Source organism: Pseudomonas parafulva, assembly GCF_000800255.1.
In the GTDB taxonomy this organism is placed as follows: Bacteria; Pseudomonadota; Gammaproteobacteria; order Pseudomonadales; family Pseudomonadaceae; genus Aquipseudomonas; species Aquipseudomonas boreofloridensis.
In genome coordinates, this window is sequence record NZ_CP009747.1 from 3,518,618 (window position 1) to 3,543,231 (window position 24,614).

Below are 24,614 nucleotides of genomic sequence, written 5' to 3' on the forward strand. Positions count from 1 at the left end.
AAGGCGGCAGTTTACCGCAAGCCTGCCTTCGCTGTGGCCTTGCGCTGCTCACGCCACCTGACGCGGCGCCCGTCGCCACTGCGGCAGGCCGATCAGCACCACCGCGCCGACGATCACGCCCATGGCCAAGGCTTCCTCGGCACCGATCCGCTCGCCGGCGAAAGCGATGCCCAGCAGCACCGCCACCACCGGGTTGACGTAGGCATAGCTGGTGGCGGCCGCCGGGCGCACGTGCTTGAGCAGGTACATATAGGAACTGAACGCCACGATCGAACCGAACACCACCAGATACGCCAGCGCACCCCAGCCCGCCGCGCTCGGCATCTGCGTCAGGCGCTCGCCGCTGAGGACGCTGCCCAGCAGCAAGGCGCCGCCACCGACCAGCATTTCCGCCGCGCTGGCCATGGCGCCCTGGGGCAGCGGCAGGGTCTTGCTCCACACCGAACCGAAGGCCCAGGCAGCGGCAGCGAAGATCAGCAGCGCCGCGCCCATGGGGCTGGCCTGCAGGTTCGAGCCCAGGTTGAGCAGCGCGATGCCGGCCAGCCCAAGCAGAATGCCCGCCCACTCCAGGCGCGAGTTGCGGTGGCCGAACCACAGGCCGAACAGCAAGGTGAACAGCGGCACCGTGGCCACCGCCAGGGCGGCGACACCCGAGGCGACACCGGCATGCTCGGCCAGGGTCACGCCGCCGTTGCCGCAACTGAGCAGCAGAAAGCCGATGGCGCCGGCCGAGCGCCACTGCGGCCAAGTGGGCGCCGGCACGCCGCGCCAACGCAGGAAGCCATACAGCAGGCTGCCGGCAATGACGAAGCGCACCCCCGCCATCAACATCGGCGGCCAGGATTCGACACCGATGCGGATGGCCAGGTAAGTGGAACCCCAGACCAGGTACAGCGCCGTGAAGGCGCCCAGGAGCAACCAGGGAAAGCGACGGGAGGCGGGCATGATAAAAGACTCGAAATCCGTTTGCGGGTGTCTTAGTTTAGAAAGGCGCCTGGGCAAACATAAGTTACAAAACAGGTTTAATCAGGCATGACACTTTTCAATCAACGGTAATTGCACGGGTTTACCGTCGATTGCCGGAACGAGGCTCCGATGGACAAGTACGACCGCATGCTGCTCGCCGCCCTGCTCGAGGACGGCCGCGCCTCCTACGCCCAACTCGCCCGCCAGGTCAACCTGTCACCCCCGGCCGTGGCCGAACGGGTGGCCAAGCTCGAGGCCAGCGGCGTGATCACCGGCTACACCGCCAAGGTCGATCTGGAAAAGATCGGCCTGCCGATCCAGTGCGTCATCGAGCTGCGCCTGAACAGCCATGGAAACCAGCAGGCCTACGACGCCCTCACGCGTATTCCCCAGCTCACCGAATGCCATCGGGTCACGGGTGACCCCTGCGTGATCATGCAGGCGGCGGTGGCGTCGATGCCCGAGCTCGAAGCGCTGATCAATCAGGTGTCGCAACTGGGTTTCAGCAAGACCGCGATCATCTTGTCCAGCGCCGTGGAACGGCGGGTGCCGCTGGATCACCTGAAACCTGACGCGATGAGATCCACCACACATTCCACTAAGCGTTGAAGGGCGCATCAGTCAACGTAACAATGCCTCCAGACGCTGACAGCCCTCTTTATGTCGCTTTCAAGCGCTGCGTGCAATGGCGGGATTGCCGAGGGGCAGCAGCGATCCCACGTCGTCACGAACAGTTGCGCACCTTCAGGCAGCGACCGCCCACGGCAGGTCGAAGTCGCGTTGGACGGTTGGGGAGCGATGAGCAGGGCCTGCGAGCAGAGGCTGCAGGCCATGGGTCGCCTTCAGTGGCCCACATCGCCGTGACTCAACCCGCATTGAAACACTATGATCAAACGAAGTATCTATACACTTCGGCTACTAACTTTCCACCGTGTAGGCTCTTTCCGACACTCAAATGAACGCCTACTTTCGCCTCATCCCCTCGCTTGTAGATATAACAAAACGTTCACTGGACTTCCGACCAGCGGAGTCTCTCCACTGCAATCAATTGAGTTCATTGATTTTTATCAGGTGTTGATTATCACATTTGCACGCGGCCTTGCTGGATCCGCTTGACTGGACACTTGCACCGGGGGCGTTTCGAACTAGCCTAGTGAACCTGACCCGTCCTAGAAGACTAGTTAAAACACCTGCATTGGATAATTAATCTACCCCCTCACAACTCTGATCTCGATGACGCCAGAACATCGATCCCACGACCACTGGTCGAATGGAATTCAAAGGGCGGTGAGTTCGAGCGGTGAGTTCTAATTGTCGAACATGGAGAGTCGAACGATGAATGCACCCGTAGCATCCACCTCTACACACCGGGCCCTTGGGCTTCCCCACACCATGCAAGCGCACACGATAAGACCGGAGCGCTATGGCCCACCGCTGAAAGCGTTCGCCCTGGAACGTGTGACCCTTCCTCCGGTGGGTGACGATGAGTGCCTGGTAAAGGTCATGGCTGCAGGCGTCAATCACAATGGCATCTGGGCAGCACAGGGCCATCCGGTCGATGTCGTCGCACTGCAGGGTGGCGGTGGGCAGCAGCAGGGATTTCATATCGCGGGATCGGACGCCTCCGGAATCGTCGTCGCCATCGGAGAGCATGTAACCGACGTCCAGATTGGGGACGAAGTGGTCATGCATTGCGGTTGGTGGGATGAGGATGCGGTCGATGACCAGATCATGGACAGGTCTGCAAAGATATGGGGGTATGAAGTCAACTTCGGCGCGTTCGCCGAATATACCCGCGTCAAGCAAACAGCGTTGCTGCCAAAGCCCAAACATCTCTCTTGGGAGGAAGCGGCCTCCTACATGCTCTGTGGAGCGACTGCCTATCGAATGTTGTATGGATTCGCACCCCATACCCTGAAGCCAGGGGACGTGGTTCTCATCTGGGGCGGTAGCGGGGGTATGGGAACGATGGCTACCCAGTTGGTACGGGCGGCAGGCGGCATTGCAATCGTAGTGGTCAGCAGCGAGGAAAAAGCTGCGTACTGCATGGAGAACGGCGCGCACGGAACGATCAATCGCCGCGACTACAAGCACTGGGGGCCCCTCGATGACCTGCAAGATAGCGCGCTCTACCATGACTGGATGATGGAAGCTCGGCGCTTCCAAAAAGAAATATGGCGCTTGGTGGGTGCACGTAAAAACCCATCGATCGTGATCGAACATCCCGGCGAAGATACGTTCCCAACATCAAATTTCGTTTGCGCACCCGGCGGCATGGTCGTGATATGTGCCGGCACCAGTGGTTACAGGGGCACGTTCGATATTCGCTACCAGTGGATGAGGCAAAAGCGACTTCAAGGTTCGCACTTCGCCAATAGAAAACAGTGCGAGGCATTCAACGCCTTGGTTGAACAGAAAACAATAAGACCCTGTTTGACTCGAACTTTCGAATTCCACGAGCTTGCCCAGGCGCATCAACTCATGTTTGAGAATCGCGACCCCATGGGCAACATGGCCATTCGTATTGGCGCCGGTAATGGAGCATGAGCCATGGACTTTATCGAGCGGTTCATCGACATTGCACGTGCTCATCCTGAGCGTATTGCCGTTACCCAGACTGATCATTCATTGTCGTATCGGCAACTGTACCGCCGCGCTGCGGCACTGGCGCTCACCCTGCAAGCAGCCACCACCGGCCCGCTTATTGGCTTGATGATGGCAAAAAATATCAACTACATCGTCGCGCTGCTGGCGGTGCACATCTCGGGACGAACGGCCGTTGCGCTGGACCGCGGGTATCCCATCGAGCGTCAAAAACAGCTGGCCGATGCCGTTGACCTGGCGCTCTGCATTGTGGATCGACACGTCACCGAACCTATCGACTTGGTGCGTGCTGGGACGGTCTTGCTCGACCTGAGCGAAGTCCACCCCGGCACCGAGCCGTCCGAGCCCACGGGAGTCAACGAACGTCAGGAGGCTGCTGCCTACATAGTCTTTACCTCGGGCACGACCGGACGCCCCAAGCCGGTCATGGTGCCCTACCGCTCGTTGAGCGCACTGATCGCCGGCATGATCCAACCCGATACCGCACAGGGCTGCACGCTTTTCTATGCCGCGCAGGGCTTCGACGTATCTTTTCAGGAGATCTACAGCACGCTGTGTTGCGGCCACACCCTTCATTTGATTGAAGACGATATCAAGAAAGACCTGCACATCCTCTATCGCACTCTGCACGACAGGCAGGTCACCCGGCTGTTCCTGCCCACTTCCATGCTCATCCCTTTCACGATGTTTGATCGCAATGGCGCCTTTGACCTACCGCGGCTGACACAGATCCTGGTGGCAGGTGAACAGTTGAGGATCAATCCCGCAGTACGTAGATGGTTCCAGGAGCACCCAAACTGCCGGCTGATCAATCATTACGGGCCATCGGAAACTCACGTCGTGATGGAACACGTGCTCGAGCAGCCACCCAAGCAATGGCCCGATCTCCCTCCCCTCGGAGACGTGCTGCCTTGCAGCCGGGCCTGTGTACTGAACGAGGACCTGCAGCCGGTAGCGCCAGGCGCGTGCGGTCGTCTGTACATCGCCGGTAGATCACTGGCTCTGGGGTACTACGGCATGGCGCAGCAGACAGCCGACAGGTTCATCCATGATCCTGTATCCGGTGAGCGGATGTATGACACGGGCGATATTTGCTATCAGGACAGCAACGGCCTCTATCACTATAGAGGGCGTCACGACCGTCAGCATAAAGTGCGAGGGCATCGCGTCGAACTCAAGGAAATCGAGGTGGTGGTGTCCGACTCGGGCCTTGTTACGGACTGCCTGGTCGTTGCACGCGAGTCGGGGGCCACGACGGTGTTGATCCTCTACTACACCACACACGCAGCGGATCAAGACGTCACCCTCGCTCTGCACACGCACTTGGCCGCGCAATTGCCTGAGTACATGCTGCCCTCTTTCTATCAGCGGATAGCCGCCATTCCGCTCAACCATAACGGCAAAGCCGATCCGCAACGTTTACCTCGACTCGGTAGCGCACGCGATCAACTCCCAGGGCATTACGAGCCCCCGCAAGGCCCCATGGAAATTCAGTTGTGCGCAATCGCCGCCCCCTGCCTCGGACTGGACAAGGTCGGCGCACTCGACAACTTCATGGACCTGGGCGCCAGTTCAATCACTTTGCTGTTGCTCATGGCGGAGTTGCGTCATGCGCTGGGTCGCGATCTGCGTCTGACAGACCTGTATGAATTCCCCTGCGCACGCCATCTCTGCGCGCACTTGGCCCGTCCTCACAGCGTCACACCGCCGCCCGATAGACCGTTGCCGGTCAGTGATCGCAGGCAGCGCTGTGCTGCCATGGCAACTCTATCGGCCAAGAGGAGGCACTGAAGATGAGCGAGCTCAATGACCAACAGTCGAGACTCGAAGACACCGCGATCGCCATCGTCGGCATGGCATGCCGCTTCCCGGGTGCCAATTCGGTGCATCAATACTGGCAGAATCTCCTGAATGGCGTGGAGAGCATCGAGGTTTCCCAAGATCAGGCAGGCAGAATTCACGCCAAGGCGCAGATCACGCACATCGAGTGCTTTGATCACGAATTTTTCGGCTTCAGCCTCAAGGAGGCGATGTTGTTGGATCCGCAACAGCGGGTGTTGCTCGAATGTGCGTGGGAAGCGATGGAAGATGCCGCGCTACATGGCCGAACAGCAGCCACTGGGGTGTTCTGCGGTGCGGGTCCAAGTTCGTATTTCATTAACAATGTCTATGGCTTGCAAGCACACGACAGTGCATGCGCCCTGTACCAGTCCTCTGAAGCGCTCGCCCGCTTCATGGCCACTGACAAGGAATTCCTTGCCAGCAGAATTGCCTACAAACTCGATTGCCGTGGGCCGGCGGTGAATGTTCAGGCCGCATGCGCAACCTCTTTGTTTGGCGTCCAGGCTGCCGTACAGGCCCTGCTTCTAGGCGAATGCGAAAGCGCGGTGGTCGGCGCCAGTGCTATCTCGGTACCTCAGACGATTCCTTACTTCTTCGAGCCTGGGATGCCGTTCAGCTCGGACGGTCACTGCCGTCCGTTCGACGCCCAGGCCAGCGGCACCATCTTTGGTTCCGGGGCGGCGGTCATCGTGCTCAAGCGACTGAGCGACGCGCTTGCCCAAGGCGATGAGATTCATGCGCTCATTCGGGGTATTGCAACCAACAATGACGGTGCTCACCGGGCAGGCATGTCGGCGCCATCCGTGGCAGGCCAGACTCAAGTGGTGAGTGAAGCGTTGAGTCTTGCAGAGAGCTCGCCGGAACGCATCCACTACATCGAGGCCCACGGCACCGCCACGCCCATTGGCGACCCGATTGAAGTCAAAGCCTTGGCCAACGTCTTCGCTGAACGCTCCAGGCAGTCACTCTGCTATCTGGGCAGCGTCAAGGGCAACATCGGCCACTTGGGATGGGCAGCAGGCATGGCAGGACTGATCAAAGGGATCATGATCGCCAAGTACCGCAAGATTCCGGCGACGCTCCACCTACACACTTACAATCCAGAACTGCACATCGAAGACACGCCATTTGAAGTCAACCGGAACACGATTGACCTTGATGTCGATCGTGTCCAGATCGGCGTCAGCAGCTTCGGCTTGGGTGGCAACAACGCCCATTTGATCCTGGAAACGGCGCCTACGCACGCTCATGCCCCAGCAGTGCCCGCGCTCCCGGCAGGTCTCGTTCCTCTGTCAGCACGCTCCCCGCAAGCCCTACGTGAATTGATAGCGCAATACAGGGAGTTTCTACATACCCAGCCGGATGAGGCCTACGCCACATTCGTGGCCAACCTGTGGCAACGGCGCACGCACTTTGACCATCGCGCTTGCCTGGTCGCTACCGACCGCTCACAAGCCATGCAAGGCCTGCAAGACCTGCAGGACATGCCACTGCCCATCAGGCACTCGCAGCCGGTTCGAGTCGCTTTGATGTTCTCGGGCCAGGGCGGCGAACATCGGGGCATGGCGCGCGCGCTGTATGAGCGAGAGCCCGTTTTCCGCCAGGCAGTGGATGAGTTCGACGCGATCTGCAGCACGACGTTCGCGGCACGGGCAGCGCAATTACTGTTCGATGACCACTTCAGTGGCGCGCTCGAAACGGATATCTCTCGCTCCCAGCCTTTGATCTTCGTTGTGCAAGTGGCGATGGCGCGCTTGCTCCTGAGCAACCTTCATGCACCTGACGCGTTACTGGGGCACAGCCTGGGAGAATATGCTGCGGCCTGCATCGCAGGCGTCTTCACCCCTGAGCAAGGCTTCATGATCGTCACCGAGCGCAGCCGTCTACTGCATTCGATCGGCGAGCAGGGCGCCATGCTGATGATCGCAACGGACCAGGAACAAGTCATCGGGCTGATGCAAGCGTGTGGCGTCAACGCATCCATCGCGGCAACCAATACGCTGGCCAACACCGTAGTATCGGGAAGCGTTGCCGACATCGAGACCCTGATGCGACATGCTGATGCCTGCGCAGTCACCCACCAGCGCCTGAACATCAGCAGGCCGGGACATTCGGCGCTCCTGGAGCCCTTGCTGGAACAGTTCGAGGCATTCGTCTCGCAGTTCGAACTGGCCTCCCCGTCCATGCCGCTGATCTCGGGCCTGACCGGAACAATGGCAGACAGCACGGTGGCCCAGGCCGCTTACTGGCGTCGCCAACTGCGCGAGACCGTCAACTGGCAGAGCGCTTACGCCTGCGCCGTGGAGCGAGGGTGTACCCATTTCGTCGAGGTCGGCGTATCCAGTGCCTTGTCTGCGATGGCAGTCGGGCAATCCCCTTCAGAGGTCATCGTTCTTCCAATGACTCGCAAGGGGCGCGCTAGCGATCAGCAATACCTCGCGGTGCTCGCACGGCTCTACAGCGATGGCGCCCAACTCAGCAGTTCGCTGGCACCGTCGCCCCACTTGCTCGAAGGATTGCCAAGTTATCCCTTTCAACGGGTGCGCTGCTGGATCGAAAGCAACGTCCCTGAGGCGAGCACACCAAGCCTTTACAAAACCACTTGGCATCCACTTTCCTGGGAAAATGCTCAATCGATCAGCTCGCCCCCCACGAACGTGTTGTTGCTCACCCCAGATTCGAATTCCAGATACGGCTCAGCACTGCAACGGGCTTTCGGCCACGTCTGGGCTGTGGACTCGGCCCCCTGGATAGGGGCTGCCCAAGGATCCGATCACTGCGCGCCTGCCGCAATCGACACGCTTTGGCGAGAGTACCCGGAAGGATTCGACTGCGTTTACGCAGACCTCACTCATCTGCCGACAGACGAGCCAGACGCGGCAGTCGCGGTGTGTGCCTATCTTCTGGACCTCGTGCGTAGCCTGACGCGAACGTACGCACAACTGCCTCGGCTTTGTGCGATCTGTGCAAGTCCGGCCGCAATGGCCCATCCCGATCATCCTTCAGCACTCGCCACCAGCGTGGCCGCCTTGTTCCGCACTGTCATGATCGAATGTCCACAACTGCGGGCGTGCGTGGTGCATTTCGTCCAGCCTTCGCCTGCGCAACCGGATGATGAAAACGAGTGGAGGGTGTTACGGCAGGTGCTGCACAGCGATGAAGCGCTGGTGCACTGTAGCGACGGCACTGCTCAGGTCCCGCGCCTGGAGGCAGCGCACCTCGAGCAGACACCCATGAAGTTCGACAACGGCATAACGTATCTACTGCTGGGCGGCGGCGGAGGAATTGGCAGACATTTGATACAGCGTCTTGTGGACGATCATGTCAGCGCTATTCATGTGATTGGACGATCCCTGCGGCCGGCAGATGAACTGCAGGCAATCATGCGTTGCCATCCTCAGGTCCACTACCACTGTATGGATACCAGCAGTGAACAAGGGCGGGAAGAATGTCGTGCCTGGGCCAGCAGCGCTCGCCTGGGCAAGCTGTGCCTGTTCAATCTGGCGGTGGATCTGCAAGACAAGTTGTACGAAGACGTCAGCTTCGAGGATCTGCGACGGGCATTCGCAGCCAAGTGCACAGCCATCCTCACGCTGTGCACTGTGCTTGCCGAACGAGGCTTGCAGGTCCAGTGGGTGATCAACTTCTCCTCCGCTACTGCGTTGCTGGGCAATGGCGGACAAGCGGCCTACGGGGCTGCCAGCGCCTTCCTCGACGCATTGCCAACCCAGTGCTTTGGCACCGCAGCCAACGTCTCCACCATCAACTGGGGCGTTTGGCTCGACGCCGGAGCACTACGCGATCAGCCTCAACGTCAACACGTCTTGCAAGCCGGCGGACTGCTGGGGCACTCGAGCGCCCAAGGCATCGATTACTTGAGTCAACTGATGGCACAACCGCCTGGCAACAGCGCATTCATGAAGTTGGACGTCGAGCTGCTCGCTGCTCGCTCGCCCGCATGCGCCAGGTTGCTTGAGCAGTTGCCCCCCTCAGCCCAGGCCAGCGCGATCTCGACCCCGGATTCTCTCACCCTGGCTGAGAGGCTCGGTACCTGTCACGACGAGCGCGCCAGGCGCTCGGAGCTCGAGCCGTGGCTGATGAAAACCGTGGACAACCTGGTAGGACTGAACGCCTCTACACAACGCAGCTTCCAGGACATCAGCCAGGCGACGCTGGCCGAGTTGGGTTTTGACTCACTGGCGAAGGTGCAATTGCGCAATGCGCTCACCACGCAGTTGGGTATTGATTACAGCATCAAGCAACTGCAGCAGATCGCCAATATGGACGCGCTCGCGCAGGTGGTCGCAACCTTGACCGGGACCGAACAATGGCGAGCGCCCGGCGCTCGACCGCAGTCACTGGATAGCGTGGAAACAGGGGAGCCCCCCGTGTCGATCCAGCAGGTTCGCTGGCTTTCGCTGATCGCCAAAGGGTACGGCCTGCGGGTCATTCCCTATCGAATTCATGCGCCGCTTCAGCGCGAGCATTGCTATGCTGCCTTGTCTCAAGTGCTGGACGAAGAGCCGCTGCTGCGCACCTTTTTCCCGCAAGGTAGACCACAGATCCGCTCGACCCACGAAGTACTTGACAGCTTCGACGCGCTGTTCGTGGACCTGCGAGATGTCGCCGATCCAGCCCAGCAGCTTGGTGAGCAGGTGCGCGCAATGGCTCGCACGCTACCCCAGCCGCAGGTGAACGTGACCTGGGCACTGCGTTTCATTGACGTGGGAGAACCCTTTTTCATCGCGCTGCTAGGTGTGCAGCACCTGGAGTTCGATGGCAAATCGCTGACGCTGATGCTCGAACGATTCGCCCATTGCCTGCACGCCTTCATGCGAGATCAAACGCCACGCGCACGCGCAGAGGGCCTGCGCTACGCCGACTACGCCAGAAGGCAGGCCCAGTACCAGAGCACTTGGGCGGAAGATGCCGCCTTCTTCCGGGGGCTGTTCAACGCCTTCGAGGGTCCCACAGCACTGCCTGACCACCCAGGGTTCACCTCGACGACGGTGGCGCCTTCAAGCCGATACAGTATTGAATTGCCATCGGCCAATCGGCGCCTGGCGACCTTGGGGGGCGAATACGGTTTCAGCGTATTCAATGCGGTCTTGTATGCCTATGCCTCCACCATGGCGCACGTGTTGCGGTGCGACAAGCTGATGATAAGCACGATCAATAGCGGCCGCGGTCTCGAGGAGCTCAACGATGTCATTGGCCCCTTCACTTCGCCTTGGCCCATTCCAATTACGGTGCATCACCAGTGGCTTGATGGCATAGGGATGGTCGCACGCACGATCAACGCCATGCAGGACTATCCGTTGATGCACCCAAGTATGCTGATTGATGTTGTCCCAGCATTCGCGGGTATGGCACTGGATACCTACTTCTCCGATCTGGGCATCAACTTCCTCAACTATCGGCACACGGTCCCGGCGCCAGATCAGGTGCGTGTGGAAGGTGTAGAAATTCTCGGGCCCATCTCAGACCGTCTATTGGCCCAAGCGAATATAGAAGACATGCAGCGTGTCCCTGGCCTGCACTTGGTAGTCGAGATACTTGACGACGACCTGCGCTTGAATTTCTGGCATCACAGTCAGCGCTTCAGCCACAAGCAGGTAGAAGGGTGGGCACAGTTGATGAGCCAGAAGCTCGATGCACTACTCCAACTGAAGGAGCGTGACGTGTGAGCCAGGACCGTATTTCATTGCTGTGTTTTTCCTACGCGGGAGGTAGCGCGAGTTTCTACGCACGCTGGCAACGTCTACTACCGATGGCCCAGGTCATACCTGTGGACTTGCCGCCACGGGGCCAGTCGCCCGGGGCCCCTGCGTTCAACAGCCGTGAAGCCACGATCACCTATCTGCTCGAACAGGTGCAAAGCCGCTGCCGCGGCCGGTTTGCGTTGTTCGGGCATAGTCTTGGCGGTCGGCTCGCCTTTGAGCTGCTCGTCAGTCTTGAGCAGCGTCTGGAACTGCGCGCAGAGGCACTGTTCGTCAGTGGCTGCCTGGCACCCGAGCGCTTCGCCGTTGCCATGGGCGCCTATGAACGTGATCTGAGCGATCAGCGCCTGCTGCAGGTTCTCCAGGACTTGGGCGGTACGCCGCCAGAACTGATGAGCAACCCTGAACTCATGCAACAGGCTCTGCCGGTCATACGCGCAGATTTTCAGCTGGCCATCGACCTCTCCAGATGCCCGCCTGCGCAGGTATCGGCGCCCATTCATCTCATACTGGGCGATAACGACCCGGTGACCGATCAGCAGCCCGATTACTCGGGCTGGGCGCGTCAAACGTTGGGCAGGTGCCAATTGACGACGGTCGCAGGCGATCACTTCTTCATCCGTACGAACTTCGCAGCCGTAGCTGAGACGGTGGCACGAACGCTTCGTGAGGTCACCGCACATGCCTATTGAACTGCCCGCTCACCCGTACCCAGCGCGTTGCTCGACGATTCAGGACATTCATCAGTGCATGCTCACGCTGTCACGAACAGGGCCAGGTTGCGCTTATCGATGGTGCATCCTCGACTGGCAGACAGGCTCGCGCTTCGAACAGGCAGCCGATGCGCCATGCCCTGCCTCGAGTACCCGCAAACTGTTCATCCTCATTGCGGTACTGCGCGAAATCGAAACCGGTAACTGGCGGCTCGACGACCGGCTTTGGCTCCTTCCGCAGGCGGCTGGCCAGCAGACGTGCGGGGCATTATGGCTACTGGACGAACCCCGCGCGTTCACCATTGCGGAGTTGCTCAAATGCATGATGGCCCTGAGCGACAACGTAGCCACGTTCCATCTCGTGCGTCGGCTCGGCCTGCAGCGGCTCAATGCGTTTTCAAAGACGTTGCAGTTGCAGCACACCCATCATGTCGGTGCCGTCCCCAACCCGCTGCTCGATGCAGACCATCCCCTGGAAGCGGTGAATACCACCACCGCTTCGGACCTGGTGAAAGCCCTGGAGTTGATGGTGCAGGGCGTTCAAGGCACCGGCAGGGGCCCCACATTCATTGCCCAAGAACTGTGTGAATTCGGCTTGGCGTGCATGCGTGGGCAACAAGACACCACGGCAATCCGAAGTTGGCTCGACGAGGCCAGTCACGTAGGTGATAAACACGGCATTGGTTATCGCAACTACAACAACGTGGGTTACTTCATGCGCCAAGGTCAGGTGAAGGTGATCGTTTCGGTCATCGTTGACGACCTGAACCACGTCGCTCCCACCACATGCGCCTTTGCCCACGCCAGGGACTTCATTGGGCTGTTTTCACGCCTGCTCGATGACTACTGCACACTTCAGCATGATTAACGGAGCCCGGACCCATGACCCTCTCATTGGCGAAGTCCTACAACGGCAAAACTGACGTGTACGAGCGCGCAAGACCGCTCTACCCCAGTGCCGCGATCACGTGGATCAATCACTGCGTTCCACGCCTGTCCACGCTACCGATTGTCGATATCGGTGCAGGCACAGGTATTCTCACCCGCCAGCTTGGCGCTTTAGGGCTCCCCATGATCGGCATCGAACCCAATCGTCAGATGCTCACTCAAGCGCGTGACCGTGACCAGAACGCAGACTATCGACAGGGATCTGCCGAAGACACCGGACTGGCCCCAGGCTCGGCCCGTGCAATTGTGTGCGGGCAATCCTTCCATTGGTTCGATACTCGGCGAGCGGCTGAGGAGTTTCGCCGAATCCTGAACGTCGGCGGACCGGTCATACTGGCGTGGAACATCAGAAGCCCTGACCACGACGCCTTCCATATCGCTTATGAAGCCATGCTCGCACAGAGCTTCGAGCACTATGCACAGACGCTCGAGATCGACCGGGAACTCGAGGACCGCGTGAACGACTTCTACGCTGGGCAGTTCGAAGAACGCAGATTTGCCAATGCCCAGCAGTTGGGAATTGATGAATTCATCGACAGAACCTTGTCGTGCTCGTACGCCGCGTTGCCGGGAACCGCCGAGTACGAAGCTGCGATTGCAGCCCTGCAAGCGCTTCATCGTCAATTCCAGGTGCAAGGTCAAGTATCGCTTCGGTACTCAACGCGTGTCGTCCATGGCGTTATCTAAACCTCTGGCGCTTGCGTCGCTGTTTCACGGCCGTGGATTGATCGTTCCTTTGTCGGCCTTGCCGACATTGGCGCGTGCCGCATTCATGGCCTACTTCCTGGTGTACTTGAAGGTCAACTTCGGCCTCGCAGTGGACCAAATAGGACTGTTCATCGCTGGCTTTGTCTTGTTCAGTTCACTGGTGAGCTTAGTGGCGGGAGCGCTGACCGATCGGCTAGGGCCCAAGTGGGTGATCGTACTTTCACCCCTGCTGCAAAGCGCGGCCTATGTGGGACTGCAACTGTGCGACTCGTTGATCGTCGCGTTCATGCTGTGTCTGATCCTGAACCTGGCGTACCTGGCTTCGGAGACTGCGGTGCGTCTGTGCATCGCTCGCTGGTTCGGTGCGCATCAGACGGCAGGCGTCCTCTCGGTGAAGTACAGCCTGACCAACATCGCCTACGCCGTCGGGCCATTGATGGGCCTTTGGTTGCACAGCCTCGGCGGAAATCCGCTACTACTGTGCGCAGTCATGGCTTCACTGTTGATGGCTGCAATCTTTCTCCCCTGGCAGCCAAGCGACTCTGGCAGCGACGACTCCAGCCCCCAGGAAACGATGCGGTCGACCCTCAGGAGCATGGTCGCAGACCGAACATTACTGACCTACACGCTGGCGACTATCTTGCTCGCAGGCGTGTTTGGCCAGTTTCATCTCTACATCGGCCAATATCTGCTGACGCGCTACTCGGTCCAGCAGATGTACGAAATCATCAATGTCGTCTTCATCACTAACGCGCTGACGTCCGCCTGCTTGCAATATGTGTTGGGCCGTCACGTCTCAGTTGAACATTTCGCGCGCTGGATCGGACTGTGCCTGGTGGCCTTTGCCATTGGGCTCGTTGGCTTCGGCACGTCCAGCACACTGGTGGGATGGATACTGTTCACGCTGATATTCACCGTCGGCGAAATCATCGTGCAACCTGTCGAATTTCTGTTCATCACTGAGATCGCGCCGGCACACCGGGCCGGGGCCTACTACAGCTCGCAGAATCTAACGTATTTGGGTGCCGCTTCCACTCCGCTGGTGGCCGGGCTGATCCTTTCTCAGACAAGCCCGATCTGGCTGTTGATTTATCTTCTGACATTGCTCGCCACAGGCGGGGGTATATTGCTGCGACACAGTCGGAAAATCCGCCCAACCGTACTCGTCGACGAGCACGGTGACGGACGGTGAGCCTAGGTTCAGTAGGACTTGGCAAATAGCGCCATTGTCTGGGTCGGTTGCCCAGTGAATAAACAATGGTGTGTATCGCCTGTTTGTTGCAGGGGCAGACAACGGACACTGACGCCCATGCCTGAGAGCCCCTCTTCTACGTGAGGATGATCTACAAAAGGCGCCAGTACGAATGGCGCAGTCTGCTGCTCTTCCTCGAACGCTCGCTTGAAATCGCTCAATGAAGTTACAGTGATCGTCCGCTCCAGTAAACGCTGACTGGCCTGTTCCAATAACCGGTCCTGTATCCCTTGAAGTCGCTGACTTACGCTATGGATAAAGTGTTCGACTGTCGAACTTTCAACCTCTTTGGGCTCGGTCCGAAGACTTAACGACACGGTGCTTGCCAGAACTTCCCTGGCGCCAATTTCAACCCGTATCGGAACACCTCGTTTAATGTGGTACCACTTCTTGTCCGCACCGCTTAGTTCTCGTTTATCCACCAGCGCTCGTACCGGCTGATCGTCCCAGCGCTGCGCTGACAGTCGCGAGCGCAGTACGTCGCAAGCCTCCAGGATCGACTGTCTGTCCGACTCATCGCGAACGACGGGCACGATGACTATCTGCACGGGCGCCACTTTGGGTGGAACCCGCAGACCATCGTCGTCACCGTGCGTCATGATCATTGCGCCGATCATTCGTGTGGACACCCCCCAGGAGGTCGTCCAGGCGAATGCTCGCTGACCGTCGCGATTGATGAAGCGGATATCGGAAGCTTTAGCGAAATTCTGCCCCAGAAAATGCGACGTACCCGCCTGCAACGCCTTGCCGTCCTGCATCATGGCTTCGATGGTGTAGGTATCGACCGCGCCAGGAAAGCGCTCCCAGGAGCACTTGAGGCCCTTGATGACCGGAATCGCCAGGTGGTCGTGGACGAAGTCCGCGTAGATATTCAACATTCTCAGAGTTTCCTCCAGAGCCTCCTCTTTGCATGCATGGGCCGTATGGCCTTCTTGCCACAGGAACTCCGAAGTTCGCAGGAAGATCCGCGGCCGCATTTCCCAGCGCAGCACATTGGCCCACTGGTTGATCAGCAATGGCAGATCCCGATAACTCTGTACCCAGCGAGCAAATGAGGCGCCTATCACCGTTTCGCTGGTCGGCCTGATGATCAGCGGCTCTTCGAGTTCACCGGCGGCGACCAGAGCACCCTCTGCGTCCTGCTCGAGACGATGATGGGTGACGACTGCGCACTCTTTGGCGAAGCCCTCGACATGATCGGCCTCCTTTTGCAGAAACGACAATGGAATCAATAACGGAAAGTAAGCATTGACATGGCCCGTCTCCTTGAAACGCCTGTCCAGTTCTTGCTGAATATGTTCCCAAATACCATAACCCCAGGGTCGAATGACCATGCAACCCCTTACTGGCGAATTCTCAGCCATCTCAGCGTGCAGGACGACTTGCTGATACCACTCTGGGAAGTTCTCGGCTCGCGTAGGTTTGATTGCAGTTTTCATACAGGCTCTACATAGCAGATGATTTGGAATGTAAAACCATCAGCATAGACGCGCTGCGGCAGAGCGCCACTTCACAGTTGCATCGCGTATTTCAGCGAAGTGTGTTTACACACCACGAATTCGATCGGCCCATATGTTCGAGAACCGTACCGGCTGCTGCACTATGAAAACAGCCCCCAAAACTGCGACGTGATCAATGTCGCTTGAGCAGACAGCCTTCGATAGGCACGTAGTGTGTCGCCTGCCTGATCAACGACAGAGCGGTCAGGCCCGGCGCGCCATAGACCTGAGTCTGCACACCGAAACGGCGCATCACCCGCTCCAGCAATTGGTCGAAATCGCCGTCGCCGGACGCCAGCACCACCAAATCGACTCGGCTGGCGGCTTCGTACACGTCCAAGGTGATGCCCACGTCCCAGTCGCCCTTGGCCGAGCCATCGCTGCGCTGGATGTAGGGCTTGAGGCGCACCTCGAAACCCAGGTTGCGCAGGATCTGCTGGAACTGCTGCTGCTTGCTGTCACCGCGGTCGATGGCATAGGCCAGCGCCTCGACGATTTCGCCCTGGGCGCTGACCTGCGACCACAGCGCGCTGTAGTCGAAGTGGCAGCCATGGGCTTGGCGCACGGTGTAGTAGAGGTTCTGGACGTCGGCGAACAGTGCGATCTTTTTCAACTGGAAGCCGCTCCCGCTGCAATGCGCTCAATCGTGGCAGCGGCCTGGCGCCGCGAAAAAAGGGGCGCTGGGCGCCCCTGGAATTCGCGACAGTATGCCTGAGGCTCAGACGAAGGTGTCGTCATCGTCGAAGAAGCCGCCGCCGCCGCTGTCGTAGTCGCTGTCCACGTAGCCGCCCTGATCCGTGTTCCAACTGCTGTCGTCGGCGACCTGGCGCTGGCTGTCCTGGTCGTTCCAGCCGCCGGTGTCGCTGGCCGGCGCCGGTTCGTCATGGATCACCTCGACCACCTCGTTGGGCTGCGAGTTGTGGTTGAACAGGCTGCTGATACCTTGCGCCAGCAGTACACCGCCCGCCACCCCGGCCGCCGTCTGCATGGCGCCGCCAAGGAAGCTGCTGGCGCCGCTGCGTGCCGGCGCCGCACCGAAGCCTTGCGCCTGGGCCTGGGCTTGCGGCGGCTGGGCGTAGGCTTGCGGGGCTGGTGCCGGGTCGCGCCAGCCACCGCCGGACGCGGGCGGTGCCACTGGCCGTTGCGGCTCGGGGGCGGGACTGCGCGGGCTGCTGCCGAAGAGACTGGAAAGGAAGCCACCACTGCTGCGCGACGCTTCCGGCGCCTGCTCGCGCGCCTGCTTGAGCTGGGCCTCGAGGTCCTTGACGCGGGCGTCGAGCTGCTTGAGCGCCGCCTCTTGCACCAGGATCGCCTGGGCCATGTAGTACGGCGCCGCCGGTTGCTGGCGCAGGTGTTCTTCGATACGCGCCTGGGCCTGCGCGTCGCGCGGCTGTTGCGGATCCTCGGCCTGCTTGATGCGGGTGAACAAGCCGTCGATCAGGGTTTGCTCTTCAGTGTTCATGGGCTACCTCGTGGGCCATGCGGAACATCGGACACCTGCAAAGATGGGGCGCGCAAGCGACGGATTCAATCGCCGGAGCGATGAAAGTTTTTTCAGGCAGGCGCGGCTGGGCTAAAGTGACGCACCGCTTTTTTCCTGCGATCCGGACCGATGAACCCGCTGACCATCCTGCGTGACTCCCTGTACTTCTTCCGCCGCCACTTCACCAGCATCGTGCAGCTGTGCCTGCCGCTGGTGGTGCTCGAAGCCCTGTTCACCCAGCTGCTCTATCGCCAGATGGGCGACAGCGCCTCGCCGGCTTACGGCATGCTGGTCAGCCTGCTGTTCTACCCGCTGTACAGCGCCGCGCTGATCCTCTATCTGGACACCCGCAGCCAGGGCCTGGACACCCGCAAGCGTGATCTGTTCGCCCGCGCCGTGCAGCTGTGGCCAGCCCTGGCCCTGCTCATCCTGATCAGCTCGCTGCTGATCATGGCGGGCCTGGCGCTGTTCGTGTTCCCCGGCATCTGGATCATGATCAACCTGGTGTTCGCCGAATACCTGCTGGTACTGCGCGGACTACCCGTGATCGAGTCGATGCGCACCAGCGCACGCATGACCACCGGCCACTTCCTGCGCATCCTGATGTGCGTGCTGGCGGTACTGGCACCGCTGTGGCTGCTCGACGGCCTGCTGCTGATGGCCTTCCCCGAGCCGCAGCCTGGCGTGCAACTGGCGCTGGACAGCCTCAGCGGCTTCCTGCAGTTGTTCAGCAGCGTGGTGCTGTACCGGCTGTTCATGTTGCTGGAGGACAAGGCTCACGCGTGATTCATCGACGCTGTGCAGGTGGGGTACAGGTTGAAGCTTTTGACCCTGCCGCCTCGGCAAGCGGCCCTCTAGTCTGGGGCCTCTTCCCTACTCCGAGCCGCTCACCATGCATTCAGACATTCTCGCCCTGTATGGCCGCTCTTTCCGCGCCCAGCTTTATCTCAACAGTGCGCGCAGCCTCAAGCCCCTGCGCCTGAGCCGCTCGGACGACAGCTTCAGTTGGACCGGCATCGCCGAAGATGACTGGTTGCAGGTCGGGAGCGATGGACACAGCCCCGCCATGGACTTCGTATTTCGCCACAGCAGCACCGACAGACTGTATTTCGACATCACCCTGCCGGGTCCACCACGCGACAGCACCGAGCACTGGCGCACCGCGTTCAACCTCAAGAACCTGTTCGACCGCCGTTACTACGCCGGAGGTCTGGCCCAGGCCGTGGCGGCGGGCGATGAGCGCACGGCGCTGATGTCGGTGGCGTACAGCTTCTAAGTGAGGCGGCACGGCCCGCGCGGGTTCAGGGCTTCCTAGGCTTGGCCCGCGCGGTCGCCTCGGCGACCAGCGGGTCGTCCGGCCAGTAATGCTTGGGATAACGTCCTTTCAGATCCTTCTTCACCTCGGCATAGGTGGTGCGCCAGAAGCTGGCCAGGTCCTGGGTCACCTGCACGGGCCGGCGAGCCGGCGACAGCAAGTGCAACTTGACCTGCTGACGGCCCTGGGCGATGCGCGGCGTGTCGGCCAGGCCGAACAACTCCTGCAAGCGCACGGCGAGAATCGGCGGCTGCTCGCCGTAGTCCAGGCGGATGTTCGACCCCGACGGCACGCACAGGTGCACCGGCGCCCACTCGTCGAGGCGCTGCGGCAAGGGCCAGGGCAGCAGGTTGCGCAGGAGGGACGAGAGGTCCAACTGAGCGAAGTGGCTCAGCCGTGAGACGTTGCCCAGGTAGGGTTGCAACCAGTCTTCGAGGCTCGCCAGCAAGGCGTCGTCGCCCAGGTCGGGCCATTGGCTGACCCCATCGTGTTGCAGATCCAACTGACGCAACAGTGCCACGCGGGCCTGCCACTGGCGCAATTCGGGATTCCACGGCAACAACGCCAGTCCCTTGCGCCGCACCAGGCCGACCAGCGCCCGCGACCGGGCCTCGTCATCCAGACCCGGCAGCGCCTGGGTGGCCAGCACCAGCTCGCCGACCTTGCGCTGGCGCTCGGCGCGCAACACCTGCTCGCGTTCGTCCCATTCCAGCACATCGACCACCTCGACCTGCTCGGCGAGGATGTCCTCGAACAAGGCCGGATCGAGCTCGGCGGCCAGATAGATGCGCTCCTCGCGCTGGCCCTGACGGCTGCCCAGCTCGGCAATCACCAGCCAGGCGCACTTCATCAGCGCATCGACTTCAGCGAACAGCGCCGCGCGACCGTTGGCCAGCCGGTACTCGGCGCCCCCCTCGCGGCGCTGACGGGCGATACGGTCCGGGTAAGCCAGCGCCAGCAGCGCACCGAGCCAACGCGGGTGGTCAGGGTCGGCGACCGTATTGGCCGCCTTGCCGCGCAGCAGTGCACGGTATTGTCGAGCCAATTGGCGGACCCGCTGCACGGCGCCGCGACTGCCACGCTCGGCCGCCTGCACGCCGCTGACCAGCGTCAGGCGCGTGTGCAGGTCGGCGCCAGCGCCGCGCTGGATATCGCGCTCGCCCAGCAGTGCGGCCACCTCGCAGGCCATGTCGGCCAGCCCCAGTTGCTGCCCGCGCAGCAGCAGGTGGGCGATGCGCGGATGGGCCGGCAACTCGGCCATGGCCTGGCCGTGGGCGCCGAGCGCCTCGCGGCTGCCGGGCTTGAAGGCACCGAGCCGCCCCAGCAGGTCCTGGGCCTGGGCATAGGCCGCACTCGGGGGCTGGTCGAGCCAGCGCAGTTGCTCAGGTGCCACGCCCCAGCGGGCCAGTTGCAGGGCCAGCCCGGCCAGATCGGCCTGCACTATTTCCGCGCTGCCGTGCGCAGCCAACTGCTCATGCTGCGCTTCGGACCACAGGCGATAGCACACCCCGGGCTCCAGACGGCCGGCGCGACCGGCACGTTGCGTGGCGCTGGCGCGGGAAATGCGCTGGGTGTCCAGGCGGGTCATGCCGCTGCCCGGATCGAAACGCGGCACCCGAGCAAGTCCTGCGTCGATCACCACGCGCACGCCGTCGATGGTCAGGCTGGTCTCGGCAATGTTGGTGGCCAGCACCACCTTGCGCTGGCCCGTCGGCGGAGGATCGATGGCGGCGCGCTGGGCGTCGAGGTCCAGCTCGCCGTGCAGCGGACACAGCAGGATGTCGCGACGCTCGCCGAGCGCCGCCTGCAATGCCTGATGCACGCGCCGGATCTCAGCCTGACCGGGCAGGAACACCAGCAGGCTGCCGGGCTGCTCGGCCAGCGCCTGCTGTACGCAATCGACAATGCGCGACTCGACGAACTCGCCCAACTGCCACGGCCTGCCCCAGCGGATATCCACCGGGTACATGCGCCCTTCGCTGCTCACCACCGGCGCGTCGTCGAGCAGGCGCGACAAACGCTCGCCTTCGAGCGTCGCCGACATCAGCAGGATCTTCAGCGGCGGATCGTCGCGCAGCAGCTCGCGGCCGTTGAGGCTCAGCGCCAGGGCCAGGTCGGCATCCAGGCTGCGTTCGTGAAACTCATCGAAGATCAACAGCCCCACCCCCTCCAGCGCCGGATCGGCCTGCAGGCGACGGGTGAGGATGCCTTCGGTGACCACCTCGATACGGGTAGTGGGCCCGACCTTGCTGTCCAGGCGGATGCGATAACCCACCGTCTCGCCGACCCGCTCCCCCAGCTCACTGGCCAACCGCTCAGCCGCCGCCCGCGCCGCCAGGCGGCGCGGTTCGAGCATGACGATGCGCTGTCCGGCCAGCCACGGTTCATTCAACAGCGCCAGCGGCACGCGGGTGGTCTTGCCCGCGCCTGGCGGTGCTTGCAGCACTACCTCGTCGCGCGCTTGAAGGGCTTTGAGAAGGGCCGGCAAGGCGGCATCGATTGGCAGCGGTGGCATAAGGTCTCCCGAACAAGCGCAGGAGTATATCGAATCGACAGAGGGCATTTGCTTCATTGAAAGTGACCAACGGTCATGTACTCGGCAAGCGGCGCAGTCACATAAGTGACCAATCAGTCAAGATATGGTCAACTGGTTTTTATTCCTTGCTATTTCAATGACCTAGCTCGAACGACGGTGCAAATGCGAAAAAAACGTCAGTTTTTCGTGAAAGCCATGTGCTGCACCGTTTAGCTGAAACGTTGAACTTCTGCGCTAGAGCCCATGAACTTTTTTTCATGCAAATCTCTAAGCCTGCGTAGCAAGCCGGGATGGGTCTGAAGTTCGGTCATGCCGCGGCGCGGGAGTTTTCCACGTGCCTTGATCGAGAATCTACCGACCTCCGATGAGAACAAGAATGGAGTCGTCAGTGATGCCGAAGCTGCTTTGCGCTGCACTTTCCACGACCTATAAAGAGGATGCACTGAACCTTGAGGCCTTTGCCCAAAGCGTCGCCCCGCTGATGGTCGACGTGCTGTTACGCGGGGAAACCGGGACGGGCAAGGACACGCTGGCGGAGAAGATCCACCGCATGTCCGGGCGCTCCGGCAAGTTCGTCGCCATCAACTGCGCCGCCATTCCCGAGAGCCTGGCCGAGAGCCAACTGTTCGGGGCCAACTCCGGCGCATTCACCGGTGCCAGCCAGAGCCGCGCGGGGTTCGTCGAGGCGGCGCATAACGGCACGCTGTACCTGGACGAAGTCGACAGCATGCCTCTGGCGCTGCAAGCCAAGCTGCTGCGGGTGCTGGAATCGCGGACCGTCCAACGGCTGGGTTCGACCCAGAGCATTCCAGTGAACATGCGGGTGATCGCGTCGGCCCAGTGCCCGCTGGCCGAGATGGTCGAACGCGGAGAATTTCGCCGTGACCTGTACTTCCGGCTGAACATCGTCAGCCTCAAGCTACCGCCGCTGCGCAGCCGTCGGGAACGCATCGTGCCGCTGTTCCTGTCGCTGGTGAAGCGCGAAGCCGCCGCCCTGGACCGGCCCTACCTGGCCCCCTCGCCGGGGTTGCTGTCACACCTGGTCGGCCACGCCTGGCCGGGCAACATCCGCGAACTGCAATCGGCTGCCAAGCGCTACGTGCTCGGCCTGCCGCCGCTGCCGCGCGCTGAACTGGCGGAGCGTTGCAGCAGCGCCACGCTCAACCTGAAAGAGCAGTTGCAGCAGTTCGAGAAAGTGCTCATCGAAGACTGCATGCGCCGTCACCACCGCCATATCGACACCGTCATCGCCGAGCTGGGCATCGCCCGGCGCACGCTCTACTACCGGATGAAGTGCCTGGAAATTTCGACGAATTGAGTGACCGGCGTGGAACCGTTTGTAGCTGAACGGCCACCCAGGTTTCGAGACAGTCACACGCGTCTCGCCATTCAACCGATCCGGAGACACGACTATGAGTTTTGGTGGAGCTTCTCTTGCGGCCTCCATGGCGGCCATGCAGCAGATGGATGCGACCTCGGCCGCGATGACGACCATGAAATCCCAATTCGACCAGCAGAAGCTGGTCGCCGACACCATGAACGCCATCTCGGCCGAGTCCATGGACAGCGCCACCAAGGCCATCACGGCCATGGGGGAGGCGTCCAAGAACATACGCTTCTGACGACCCGCTTCAAACCCCGCTGCGGCGGGGTCTCTTCGAGCGCGATGAGATCAGACCCATGCCTATCGATCGGCTGAACAGCCTTCGCCCCCCTGCTGCCCTGCAGCCTGACGCCCACACGCCGCGCCGCGACGCGATCACCCAGCGCGTGGCCGATGCGCTGACCGAGCACGTCACCCGCCATGCCGGCAGCGGCCGACTGAAGGAGTCGCTGCTGCGCTGGGGCGCCGAACACACTGGCGCAGGCGGGCGCTCGCCTTTGGCCTGGCAACCGCCCCAGCAGGACCTGGCGCTGCCCACGCAAAGTCCGCTGAACCTGGTCCTCACGGACATCCTGGAAGAAATCAACGGCGGTACCGGCCAGAACCTGGAAGTGGACATCGACGACGCCTATTGCGATGAAGACCTGCTCGGCGACCTGGCGCAGATGCTCGCCCCGCGCAGGCCGCCGCTGGGTGACAACGACATTGGCAACCAGAGCGATTTCGGCAGCGCCAACAACCCGTTCTGCGGCGCCCTGTTCAGCGCCTGGGAGAGCGGCGGTGCGCTGGACCGCAGCCGCGCGAGTCTGCGCTTGCTGCTCAGGCTCATCGCCTTGCTGGGTCGACGCAAGCTGCTGGTGCTGCTGGACCGCGACGACCGTACCGGCCAGGCGCACTACGCCTCGGACGATCAGGACCTGCTGTTCGAAGTCGCAGGCTTCATGGATCAACACCCGCAACGCTACCCGTCGCCTGCCGCCGCCGACGGACACGCCGGCACCTGGACCGAGCGCATCGCCCTGGGCACGCCGCTGCAGGATCGCGAAGTCCGGCTGTTCCAGTTGGCGTTGGAGCAACTGGACCTGGCACTGGCCCGCCTCGCCGGGCAGGCCCCACTGGCGCGCCGCCGCGTCAGACGCAGCCGCGAGGCCGTCGAATTCCATCTGAGCGTGACCGGCAGTGCCCGCAACGTGCTGCGGCTGATGTGCGCCTGAACGGCCGCGCCCTTTTCGCTACGCCCCAACCCGATTGGAGACACCCATGGAAATCCAAGCCGTCGATACCCAGCAACTGGCCGCCACCAGCAAGACCGGCGCCAAGCCGCAGGCCAGCGCCGAGACCAGTGATGTCAGTTGGTTCAGTGCGCAGATGCGCGAGAAGCCGCCCGCGCCAGACAACCCGAACAACGTCGCAGCCCGCATCATCGACTCGTTGTCCAGCCGCTCCGGCGAACTGCAGCGTCTGGACGAGCGCGCCAACCGTGATCTGGTCAAGGCCATCCGCACCGCCGACCCGCAGGACATGCTGCAGTCGAACCGCTCGTTGTCGTCGTTCCATCTGGAAAGCCTGATGACCGCCAAGCTGGTCAGCAAGGGCTCCCAGGCCATCGAGAAACTCACCAACCTCCAGTGAAGGAATTGCCGG

Annotated in this window: 19 protein-coding genes; 14 read left to right on the forward strand and 5 right to left on the reverse strand. The window is 61.3% G+C overall.

The features are described 5' to 3' along the window. Positions 1-48 precede the first annotated feature (48 nt). Positions 49-945: a drug/metabolite exporter YedA gene (yedA, locus tag NJ69_RS15265; protein WP_039580459.1), complete on the reverse strand. Its 897-nt coding sequence runs from the start codon at positions 943-945 to the stop codon at positions 49-51. 150 nt (positions 946-1,095) lie between these two features. Between yedA and NJ69_RS15270 the strand changes: the two genes are divergently transcribed. The 8 genes from NJ69_RS15270 (at position 1,096) to NJ69_RS15305 (ending at position 14,693) form a co-directional block, all read left to right on the forward strand. Continuing rightward, the gene (locus NJ69_RS15270; protein ID WP_039580461.1) at positions 1,096-1,575 is read left to right on the forward strand and encodes an Lrp/AsnC family transcriptional regulator; all 480 of its coding nucleotides are present in this window, start codon (positions 1,096-1,098) and stop codon (positions 1,573-1,575) included. Between the two features lie 726 nt (positions 1,576-2,301). After that, positions 2,302-3,513, forward strand: coding sequence for a crotonyl-CoA carboxylase/reductase (gene ccrA, locus NJ69_RS15275; protein ID WP_039580462.1), 1,212 nt, complete (start codon positions 2,302-2,304; stop codon positions 3,511-3,513). Between the two features lie 3 nt (positions 3,514-3,516). Next, the gene (locus NJ69_RS15280; RefSeq protein ID WP_039580464.1) at positions 3,517-5,361 is read left to right on the forward strand and encodes a non-ribosomal peptide synthetase; all 1,845 of its coding nucleotides are present in this window, start codon (positions 3,517-3,519) and stop codon (positions 5,359-5,361) included. A 2-nt stretch (positions 5,362-5,363) separates the two neighbouring features. Continuing rightward, positions 5,364-11,099 carry a type I polyketide synthase gene (locus NJ69_RS15285; RefSeq protein ID WP_039580466.1) on the forward strand — a complete coding sequence of 1,912 codons (5,736 nt, stop codon included), beginning with the start codon at positions 5,364-5,366 and terminating at the stop codon, positions 11,097-11,099. Further along, positions 11,096-11,824 carry a thioesterase II family protein gene (locus NJ69_RS15290; RefSeq protein WP_080754763.1) on the forward strand — a complete coding sequence of 243 codons (729 nt, stop codon included), beginning with the start codon at positions 11,096-11,098 and terminating at the stop codon, positions 11,822-11,824. Before NJ69_RS15285 ends, NJ69_RS15290 begins: the two co-directional genes overlap by 4 nt. Then, entirely contained in the window at positions 11,814-12,713 is a 900-nt protein-coding gene (locus tag NJ69_RS15295) for a serine hydrolase (RefSeq protein ID WP_080754764.1), read from the forward strand. Before NJ69_RS15290 ends, NJ69_RS15295 begins: the two co-directional genes overlap by 11 nt. Positions 12,714-12,727: 14 nt before the next feature. Then, on the forward strand, positions 12,728-13,480 hold the full coding sequence (locus NJ69_RS15300; protein WP_039580471.1) for a class I SAM-dependent methyltransferase: 753 nt from the start codon (positions 12,728-12,730) through the stop codon (positions 13,478-13,480). After that, a complete protein-coding gene (locus NJ69_RS15305; protein ID WP_039580474.1) occupies positions 13,467-14,693 on the forward strand; it encodes an MFS transporter in 1,227 nt (408 codons plus the stop codon). The genes NJ69_RS15300 and NJ69_RS15305 overlap by 14 nt, the downstream gene beginning before the upstream one ends. An 8-nt stretch (positions 14,694-14,701) precedes the next feature. On the opposite strand, the gene proS is transcribed toward NJ69_RS15305, so the two are convergent. The 3 genes from proS to NJ69_RS15320 form a co-directional block, all read right to left on the reverse strand. Continuing rightward, positions 14,702-16,192 carry a proline--tRNA ligase gene (gene proS, locus NJ69_RS15310; RefSeq protein WP_039580477.1) on the reverse strand — a complete coding sequence of 497 codons (1,491 nt, stop codon included), beginning with the start codon at positions 16,190-16,192 and terminating at the stop codon, positions 14,702-14,704. 193 nt (positions 16,193-16,385) lie between these two features. Further along, positions 16,386-16,865 carry an NYN domain-containing protein gene (locus NJ69_RS15315; RefSeq protein WP_039580479.1) on the reverse strand — a complete coding sequence of 160 codons (480 nt, stop codon included), beginning with the start codon at positions 16,863-16,865 and terminating at the stop codon, positions 16,386-16,388. Between the two features lie 105 nt (positions 16,866-16,970). Continuing rightward, on the reverse strand, positions 16,971-17,714 hold the full coding sequence (locus NJ69_RS15320; RefSeq protein WP_039580482.1) for a DUF2076 domain-containing protein: 744 nt from the start codon (positions 17,712-17,714) through the stop codon (positions 16,971-16,973). A 150-nt stretch (positions 17,715-17,864) separates the two neighbouring features. On the opposite strand from NJ69_RS15320, the gene NJ69_RS15325 reads away from it, so the two are divergent. After that, on the forward strand, positions 17,865-18,521 hold the full coding sequence (locus NJ69_RS15325; protein WP_039580487.1) for a membrane protein: 657 nt from the start codon (positions 17,865-17,867) through the stop codon (positions 18,519-18,521). Between the two features lie 106 nt (positions 18,522-18,627). After that, entirely contained in the window at positions 18,628-19,011 is a 384-nt protein-coding gene (locus NJ69_RS22205; protein WP_052192131.1) for a hypothetical protein, read from the forward strand. A 25-nt stretch (positions 19,012-19,036) separates the two neighbouring features. On the opposite strand, the gene hrpB is transcribed toward NJ69_RS22205, so the two are convergent. Beyond that, positions 19,037-21,565 carry an ATP-dependent helicase HrpB gene (hrpB, locus tag NJ69_RS15335; protein WP_039580490.1) on the reverse strand — a complete coding sequence of 843 codons (2,529 nt, stop codon included), beginning with the start codon at positions 21,563-21,565 and terminating at the stop codon, positions 19,037-19,039. A gap of 412 nt (positions 21,566-21,977) precedes the next feature. Between hrpB and NJ69_RS15340 the strand changes: the two genes are divergently transcribed. From NJ69_RS15340 to sctI, 4 genes are all read left to right on the forward strand, one after another. Next, the gene (locus tag NJ69_RS15340; RefSeq protein ID WP_039580493.1) at positions 21,978-22,904 is read left to right on the forward strand and encodes a sigma 54-interacting transcriptional regulator; all 927 of its coding nucleotides are present in this window, start codon (positions 21,978-21,980) and stop codon (positions 22,902-22,904) included. A gap of 94 nt (positions 22,905-22,998) precedes the next feature. Further along, complete coding sequence (locus NJ69_RS15345) at positions 22,999-23,208, forward strand: hypothetical protein (RefSeq protein WP_029612820.1); 210 nt, start codon at positions 22,999-23,001, stop codon at positions 23,206-23,208. Positions 23,209-23,266: 58 nt separating this feature from the next. Then, positions 23,267-24,184 (forward strand): type III secretion protein, encoded by a 918-nt coding sequence (locus NJ69_RS15350; RefSeq protein WP_039580497.1) that lies wholly within the window; start codon positions 23,267-23,269, stop codon positions 24,182-24,184. 46 nt (positions 24,185-24,230) lie between these two features. Beyond that, complete coding sequence (gene sctI, locus NJ69_RS15355; protein WP_039580498.1) at positions 24,231-24,602, forward strand: type III secretion system inner rod subunit SctI; 372 nt, start codon at positions 24,231-24,233, stop codon at positions 24,600-24,602. Positions 24,603-24,614 lie beyond the last annotated feature (12 nt).

Excerpts from the sequence above, each read along its gene's own strand:
- yedA (WP_039580459.1), bottom strand. The coding sequence starts at position 945 with ATGCCCGCCTCCCGTCGCTTTCCCTGGTTGCTCCTGGGCGCCTTCACG.
- NJ69_RS15270 (WP_039580461.1), top strand. The coding sequence starts at position 1,096 with ATGGACAAGTACGACCGCATGCTGCTCGCCGCCCTGCTCGAGGACGGC.
- ccrA (WP_039580462.1), top strand. The coding sequence starts at position 2,302 with ATGAATGCACCCGTAGCATCCACCTCTACACACCGGGCCCTTGGGCTT.
- NJ69_RS15280 (WP_039580464.1), top strand. The coding sequence starts at position 3,517 with ATGGACTTTATCGAGCGGTTCATCGACATTGCACGTGCTCATCCTGAG.
- NJ69_RS15285 (WP_039580466.1), top strand. The coding sequence starts at position 5,364 with ATGAGCGAGCTCAATGACCAACAGTCGAGACTCGAAGACACCGCGATC.
- NJ69_RS15295 (WP_080754764.1), top strand. The coding sequence starts at position 11,814 with ATGCCTATTGAACTGCCCGCTCACCCGTACCCAGCGCGTTGCTCGACG.
- NJ69_RS15300 (WP_039580471.1), top strand. The coding sequence starts at position 12,728 with ATGACCCTCTCATTGGCGAAGTCCTACAACGGCAAAACTGACGTGTAC.
- NJ69_RS15305 (WP_039580474.1), top strand. The coding sequence starts at position 13,467 with ATGGCGTTATCTAAACCTCTGGCGCTTGCGTCGCTGTTTCACGGCCGT.
- proS (WP_039580477.1), bottom strand. The coding sequence starts at position 16,192 with ATGAAAACTGCAATCAAACCTACGCGAGCCGAGAACTTCCCAGAGTGG.
- NJ69_RS15320 (WP_039580482.1), bottom strand. The coding sequence starts at position 17,714 with ATGAACACTGAAGAGCAAACCCTGATCGACGGCTTGTTCACCCGCATC.
- NJ69_RS15325 (WP_039580487.1), top strand. The coding sequence starts at position 17,865 with ATGAACCCGCTGACCATCCTGCGTGACTCCCTGTACTTCTTCCGCCGC.
- NJ69_RS22205 (WP_052192131.1), top strand. The coding sequence starts at position 18,628 with ATGCATTCAGACATTCTCGCCCTGTATGGCCGCTCTTTCCGCGCCCAG.
- hrpB (WP_039580490.1), bottom strand. The coding sequence starts at position 21,565 with ATGCCACCGCTGCCAATCGATGCCGCCTTGCCGGCCCTTCTCAAAGCC.
- NJ69_RS15340 (WP_039580493.1), top strand. The coding sequence starts at position 21,978 with ATGCCGAAGCTGCTTTGCGCTGCACTTTCCACGACCTATAAAGAGGAT.
- NJ69_RS15345 (WP_029612820.1), top strand. The coding sequence starts at position 22,999 with ATGAGTTTTGGTGGAGCTTCTCTTGCGGCCTCCATGGCGGCCATGCAG.
- NJ69_RS15350 (WP_039580497.1), top strand. The coding sequence starts at position 23,267 with ATGCCTATCGATCGGCTGAACAGCCTTCGCCCCCCTGCTGCCCTGCAG.
- sctI (WP_039580498.1), top strand. The coding sequence starts at position 24,231 with ATGGAAATCCAAGCCGTCGATACCCAGCAACTGGCCGCCACCAGCAAG.